At 72.4% G+C, this 6,098-nt stretch carries 7 protein-coding genes; all 7 read right to left on the minus strand.

The features are described from left to right. Positions 1–16 precede the first annotated feature (16 nt). Genes recN through MTS1_RS16750 form a run of 7 tightly spaced genes read right to left on the minus strand, consistent with a single transcriptional unit; the run spans position 17 to position 5,929 of the window. Entirely contained in the window at positions 17–1,708 is a 1,692-nt protein-coding gene (gene recN, locus MTS1_RS15880; RefSeq protein WP_036305988.1) for a DNA repair protein RecN, read from the minus strand. Continuing rightward, positions 1,705–2,640 (minus strand): NAD kinase, encoded by a 936-nt coding sequence (locus MTS1_RS15885; protein ID WP_023955795.1) that lies wholly within the window; start codon positions 2,638–2,640, stop codon positions 1,705–1,707. The genes recN and MTS1_RS15885 overlap by 4 nt, the downstream gene beginning before the upstream one ends. Continuing rightward, complete coding sequence (locus MTS1_RS15890; RefSeq protein ID WP_023955797.1) at positions 2,637–3,443, minus strand: TlyA family RNA methyltransferase; 807 nt, start codon at positions 3,441–3,443, stop codon at positions 2,637–2,639. Before MTS1_RS15890 ends, MTS1_RS15885 begins: the two co-directional genes overlap by 4 nt. Further along, the gene (locus MTS1_RS15895; protein WP_036305990.1) at positions 3,440–3,649 is read right to left on the minus strand and encodes a hypothetical protein; all 210 of its coding nucleotides are present in this window, start codon (positions 3,647–3,649) and stop codon (positions 3,440–3,442) included. Before MTS1_RS15895 ends, MTS1_RS15890 begins: the two co-directional genes overlap by 4 nt. A gap of 20 nt (positions 3,650–3,669) precedes the next feature. Then, complete coding sequence (locus MTS1_RS15900; RefSeq protein ID WP_023955801.1) at positions 3,670–4,704, minus strand: HAD-IIA family hydrolase; 1,035 nt, start codon at positions 4,702–4,704, stop codon at positions 3,670–3,672. Next, positions 4,704–5,318 (minus strand): hypothetical protein, encoded by a 615-nt coding sequence (locus MTS1_RS16745; protein ID WP_023955803.1) that lies wholly within the window; start codon positions 5,316–5,318, stop codon positions 4,704–4,706. The genes MTS1_RS15900 and MTS1_RS16745 overlap by 1 nt, the downstream gene beginning before the upstream one ends. Before the next feature lie 47 nt (positions 5,319–5,365). Continuing rightward, positions 5,366–5,929 carry a hypothetical protein gene (locus tag MTS1_RS16750; protein ID WP_052007929.1) on the minus strand — a complete coding sequence of 188 codons (564 nt, stop codon included), beginning with the start codon at positions 5,927–5,929 and terminating at the stop codon, positions 5,366–5,368. Positions 5,930–6,098: the final 169 nt, after the last annotated feature.

A 6,098-nucleotide genomic window follows, 5' to 3' on the forward strand; every position in this document is an offset into this window, starting at 1 on the left:
GCTTCTATTCTATCAGTCAGGAACGCGAGAGGTTCAGCAGTTCTCGGGCGTGCTCGATCGCGGCCCCCGAATCCGGCAGGCCCGACAGCAGACGCGCCATCTCGGCCTCGCGATCGCCGCCCTCGAGACGCCGGACGCTCGACGCGGTCACCGAGCCGTCGTTCGACTTTACGACGGTCAGGTGGTTCGTCGCGAAGGCGGCGACCTGCGCGAGGTGCGTCACCACGATCACCTGGCTCGTCTCGGACAGCCGGGCCAGCCGGCGCCCGACCTCGATCGCGGCGGCGCCGCCGATACCGGCATCCACTTCGTCGAACACGAAGGTCGGCACGGGATCCGTCCCCGCGATCACGACCTCGATCGCGAGCATCACCCGGCTGAGCTCGCCGCCCGAGGCGCCCTTGGCGACCGGCCGCGCCTCGGCGCCGGGGTGCGGTGCGAGGAGGATCGTCACGTCGTCGCGCCCCGACACCGAGGGGGTGCCGGGCTCGACGGTGACGAGCAGCCGCGCGTCGGGCAGCGCGAGCTGGCGCAGCTCGGCCGTGACGGCCGCGCCGAGTCGCTCCGCCGCCGCGGTGCGCGCTGCGGTCAGCTCAGCGGCGGCGGCATCCAGGGTGTCGGCGAGCTCGTCGCGCTGAGCGCGCAGGCGCTCGATGCGGTCGCCGTCGTCGTCGAGCTCCATGAGTCGCGCCGATCCGCTCTCGAGGAGGGCCAGCGCCTCGTCGAGGCTGCCGTGCGCCCGCAGCAGTCCGTTCAGGGCGGCACGCCGTTCCTCGACAGCGGCGAGCTCCTGCGGCCCGCTCTCATCGAGGTCTGCGAGGTAGGCGCTCAGGCCCGTCACGAGGTCGGCGGCACGGTAGCCGAGATCGGCCAGCGGCTCGACGAACGCCGCGAGAGCCGCGTCGCTCGCCGCCGAGCGCTCGATCGCGCGCCGGGCCTCGGCCAGCAGCGAGACCGCGTCCGGAAGCTCGTCGTCGTTCGAGAGTGCGTCGTGCGCCGTGGCCGCGGCCGCGCGCAGCTCCTCGACGTTGGCGAGCTTCTCGGCCCGCTCGGCGAGCACGGCGTCCTCACCCGGCTGCGGGGCGACCGCCTCGATGTCGGCGATGCGTGCCCGCAGGTCGTCGGCCTCGCGGCGGCGCGCGTCGCGATCGGCGTCGAGCTGCGTCAGTTCTGCGTCGACGGCACGCCAGGCGTCGAAGGCCGCGCGGTAGCGTTCGCGCGCTGCGGTGATCTCGGGCCCGCCGAAACGGTCGAGCGCGTCGCGCTGGGCAGCCGCCGACTTGAGGCGCAGCTGGTCGGACTGCCCGTGCACCACGATCAGCTGCTCGGCGAGCTCGGCGAGCACCGCGGCCGGCGCCGGGCGACCCCCGACGCTCGCGCGGCTGCGCCCCTCGCTCGAGAGCACGCGGCCCAGATACAGCTCGGAGCGGCCTCCGCCGATCGGCTCGACGTCTCCCCCGGCCTCGCGGACGCGCTCGGCGACGGGGCCGTTCTCATCGACGATCCAGACGCCGTCGACGGATGCTTGCGGCGCGCCCGCGCGCACGGCTCCGGAGTCGGCCCGCTGACCGAGCAGCAGCCCGAGTCCGGTGACGACCATCGTCTTGCCCGCGCCCGTCTCACCCGTGATGGCGGTGAACCCGGGGCCCATCGGCAGCGTCGCCTCGGCGATGACTCCGAGGCCGCGCAGACGCATCTCTTCGATCACGACGCGCCCTCCCGCTGCTCGAGGCTGGGACCACGCCACCCGACGACCGGCAACCGGAACTTCCGGACCAGGCGGTCGGTGAAGGCGGCGGGATGCAGGCGCGCCAGGCGAACCGGCGTCTTCGACCGACGCACGACGACGCGCGCTCCGGGGGGCAGCTCCTGCGACCGGCGGCCGTCGGCCCAGAGGATGCCGGTGCCGTTCGTGCCCGCGCCGACCTCGATAGCCACCGATGCCTCCGGGCTGATCACGAGCGGACGGGCGAACAGCGCGTGCGCCGAGAGCGGGACGACCGCGACCGCTTCGACGTCCGGCCAGATCACGGGGCCGCCGGCGGAGAAGTTGTACGCGGTCGAGCCGGTCGGTGTCGCGATGACGACTCCGTCGCAGCCGAAGGCCGACAGCGGACGCCGATCGACCTCGAGGACGACCTCGAGCATCCGCTCGCGGCTGGCCTTCTCGACCGTCGCCTCGTTCAGCGCCCACGTCTCGTAGACCACGGCCCCGGTGCCGTCCTTGACGCGGACCGAGAGCGCCATGCGCTCCTCCACGTCGTAGTCGCGGTCGATGACGCGCCGGACGGCATCGTCCATGTCGTCGGCCTCGATCTCGGCGAGGAACCCGACGTGGCCCATGTTGATGCCCAGGACCGGAGCGGTGCCGCCCCGGACGAGGTCGACGGCGCGCAGGATCGTGCCGTCGCCGCCCAGAACGATCGCGAGTTCGAGCTCGGCGACGCTCACGTCGAGGTCGAGCGTGAGGACGCCGGGCAGTTCACCCAGCTCCTCGACGAGCTCGGCGCGATCGTCGGCTGCGAGCACGGGACGAGCCCCCGCGCCGGATAGCGCGTTCAGGACGCGTTGCGCCGCGGCGACGGTGTCGGGGCGGCGCGCGTGGGCGACGACGAGGATGTTGCGCATCGCGTCGGTCATCGGGCTCCCGCCAGTTCGTCCACCGTGTGTATCCATTGTGTCGGATTGCCCGTGTCATCGACGCGGATGCACAGGTGCACGACGTACTCCTGATTGCCGTGCGTCCCCGCGATCGGCGAGGCGATCACGCCGCGGGTGGCGAGCCCGGCGTCCCACGCCGACCACAGCACGCCCATCACCGCATCCGCTCGCAACGCCGGATCGGTGACGAGCCCGCCCTTGACCGCGGTGCGACCGACTTCGAACTGCGGTTTGACGAGGAGGATGACATCCGTCGTCGAGGCGCACACCGAGACGACCGCCGGGAGGACGTGCTCGAGCGAGATGAACGACAGATCACCGGTGATGATGTCGGGCCGGAACGGACCGCCGGCGAACCCGCTCACGGCCTCGGGCGTGAGGTCGCGGACGTTGAAGCCCTCGACGACGATCACGCCGTCGTCCGCCGCGATCGCCGGCGAGAGCTGACCGTGCCCCACGTCGACGGCGACGACCGGGCGTGCCCCGCGCTCGCGGAGCACCTGTGTGAAGCCGCCGGTCGAGGCGCCCATGTCGAGGGCCGCGCGCTCGGCTACGGCGACGCCGAACGCGTCGAGCCCGGCGATGAGCTTGTGCGCCGCACGGCTGACGTAGTGGTCGGCGCCGGCGACGATGAGGGTCGCGGTGTCGGGCACGGGGTGGGATGCCTTCACGACGGTGCGCCCGTCGACGGAGACGAGTCCATCGGCGATCAGGGTGGCGGCGTGGCTGCGCGATCGCGCGAGACCGCGCGCGGCCAGTGCCGAATCGAGGCGGGTGCTCACGCGGCGCCGGTCGGACCGGAGTCGAGGCGGCGGGCGAGCTCGTCGTGCAACGCGGCGTACGACGCGGCACGCTCGCTCAACGGCTGGTCCTCGATGACGTCGAGCGACGAGAGCAGGTCGTCGCGCCACTGATCGGCGATGCTCTGCGTCGCGCTGTCCGCGGCGCTCGCCTCGCGCTCGCCCGGGTCGGCACCATCCATCGACATGGGTCCCACGATACGCGGGGTCAGGGACGGTGGAACGGATCCGCGTAGAGACGCTCGGGAACCCGGAATCCGTAGATCGCACGGCCGGTCGCCCAGATCGCCGCGGCCCCCGCGCGCACGAGGTCGATGGGGCGATCCCCTTCCGAGACGATGACGATGTCGGCGCCGTCGATGCGTACCGACGCGTTGCCGACGGTCGTCACGTCGCCCTTCGTCCTGACCTCGGGGTAGGGCTCGTGGAGCTCGCGCAGGTCGCTGACGATGTAGGTCGGCCGTGCGTTGGCGGGCGCTGCGAGCACGTGCTTGGGCCGGTCGATGCCGGTCAGCACGAGCACCGAGCGGATGCCGGCAGCCTGAGCTCCGGCGATGTCGGTGTCGAGGCGGTCGCCGATGAAGAGCGGCTGCGAGGCGCCGAAGCGAGCGACGGCCTCGTCGAAGATCGGACGTTCGGGCTTGCCGGCGACGGTCGCGAGTCGACCCACGGCAGTGTGCACGGCCGACACGAGCGTGCCGTTACCCGGCGCGATCCCCCGCGCCTGCGGAATGGTCCAGTCGGTGTTGGTGGCGATCCACGGAATCCCGCCCTCGTCCTCGGGGGTCGCGAGCGCGTACGCCGCCTCGGCGAGCTGCGCCCAGCCGACCTCCGGGGCGAAACCCTGCACGACAGCGGCGGGGCCGTCCTCGGCCGACCGTGTGGGTACGTAGCCCGCCTTCTCGAGTTCGTGGACGAGCCCATCGCCGCCCACGACGAGGATCGTCGCCCCGGCAGGAACCCGCTCTCGCAGCAGGCGCATCGCCGCCTGCGGGCTCGTGATGACGTCCTCGGGGTGCGTCGCTGTCAGGCCGAGTTCCCGCAGATGGTCGGCGACCACCGAGTCGCGGCGGGACGCGTTGTTGGTGATGTAACCGAGCCGGCGCGTCTCCCCCGCACGGTTGAGGCTGTCGATCGCGTGCGGCAGGGCGCCGGGACCGGCATAGACGACACCGTCGAGGTCGGCCAGGACGGCATCCACACCGTCGAGCGGTGTCGAGGTTGCCCGGGAGAACAGGCCCATCAGCCGCGCTCCTCCGTCTTGCTGTTCGCCGGCGCCTCGCTCTCGAGCGCGGCGTCCTCGTCGATGTCGTCGACCACGATCAGCTCACGGTCGGCGTCGGTCGCGCCGAGGGCCTCCTCGGCCACGAGGGCGCGCCGCTGCCAGAGTGCGGCTTCCTCGGACCGCCCGAGGTCCTCGAGCACCGCGGCGCGGGCGGCGAACAGCGCGGGGCTCCATGAGAACGCCCGGTCGGGGTCGAGCTCGGGAATGTCGAGCTCCTGCAGCGCACGCTCGGTCTCACCGAGGTCGAGACGTGCGCCCGACATCGCGATGGCGAGTTCGACGCGCACCTCGATCGGAAGCGTCGACCGGTCCACGGCGCGACCGACCTCGAGCGCGCGGTCGGGGCGACCCACGCCACGCTCGCTGTCGACCATCATCGCGATCTGATCATCGCTGCCGGAGATGCGTCGATACGTACGGAGCTCGCGCAGCGCGAGGGCGTAGTCCCCCGTGGCATACGCGGTGATGGCGACCGTCTCACGGACCACGCCGACACGGCCGGCACGGCGTGATGCCGCGAGCGCGTGCTCGTGCGCGAGCTCGGGGTCGTCGTCGATCAGCTGGGCGACCATCGCGAGGTGACGGGCGACTTGCTCCGCGTTCTCCTTGCTCAGGGTCTTCAGTTCGTTGCGCGCAGCTCCCGGAAGATCGCGAGCCGTGACGGTCTCGGGGATCTCAGGGCCGCGCGGAATGTCGCGACGCTCGGACCCCTGCGGCGGACGCGACGAACGTGCCCCATCGCGGTCGTCGCGACGCGGGCGCGCGTCGCCATCCCGGCGCGGGTACGACGCACGATCGCCATCACGGCGCGGACGGGAGTCGCCGTCGCGGCGCGGACGGGAGTCGCCGTCACGACGCGGATACGACGAGCGATCGCCGTCGCGACGCGGACGGGAGTCGCCGTCACGGCGCGGACGGGAGTCCCCGTCCCGGCGCGGACGGGAGTCCCCGTCCCGGCGCGGGCGAGAGTCGCCGGCGCCATCGCGACGCGGATACGACGGGCGATCACCATCCCGGCGCGGACGGGAGTCGCCGTCACGGCGCGGGCGAGAGTCGCCGGCTCCGTCGCGACGCGGATACGACGGGCGATCGCCATCACGACGGGGCCGCGAATCACCGTCACGCTGCGGACGCGCGTCACCATCGCGGCGGGGACGATCGCCGTCCCGGCGGGGACGGTCATCGTTGGAACGCGGTGGACGAGCATCGCCGTCGCGACGCGGACGCCGTGCTCCGGAGTCCGCAGCAGAGTAACGGGGCTTGCGCTCCGATCGCGGGCGGTCTTCTTCAGTCACGACGTTCCTTTCGTCCCGGAAACGAGAAAAGGCCACCCAACACTGGGTGGCCTTTTC

Source organism: Microbacterium sp. TS-1, assembly GCF_000509385.1.
In the GTDB taxonomy this organism is placed as follows: Bacteria; Actinomycetota; Actinomycetes; order Actinomycetales; family Microbacteriaceae; genus Microbacterium; species Microbacterium arborescens.

What these genes read in the sequence shown, in the direction of transcription:
- MTS1_RS15885 (WP_023955795.1), bottom strand. Translation starts at nt 2,640, where the DNA reads ATGACCGACGCGATGCGCAACATCCTCGTCGTCGCCCACGCGCGCCGC.
- MTS1_RS15895 (WP_036305990.1), bottom strand. Translation starts at nt 3,649, where the DNA reads ATGTCGATGGATGGTGCCGACCCGGGCGAGCGCGAGGCGAGCGCCGCG.
- MTS1_RS15900 (WP_023955801.1), bottom strand. Translation starts at nt 4,704, where the DNA reads ATGGGCCTGTTCTCCCGGGCAACCTCGACACCGCTCGACGGTGTGGAT.
- MTS1_RS16745 (WP_023955803.1), bottom strand. Translation starts at nt 5,318, where the DNA reads ATGGTCGCCCAGCTGATCGACGACGACCCCGAGCTCGCGCACGAGCAC.
- MTS1_RS16750 (WP_052007929.1), bottom strand. Translation starts at nt 5,929, where the DNA reads ATGACCGTCCCCGCCGGGACGGCGATCGTCCCCGCCGCGATGGTGACG.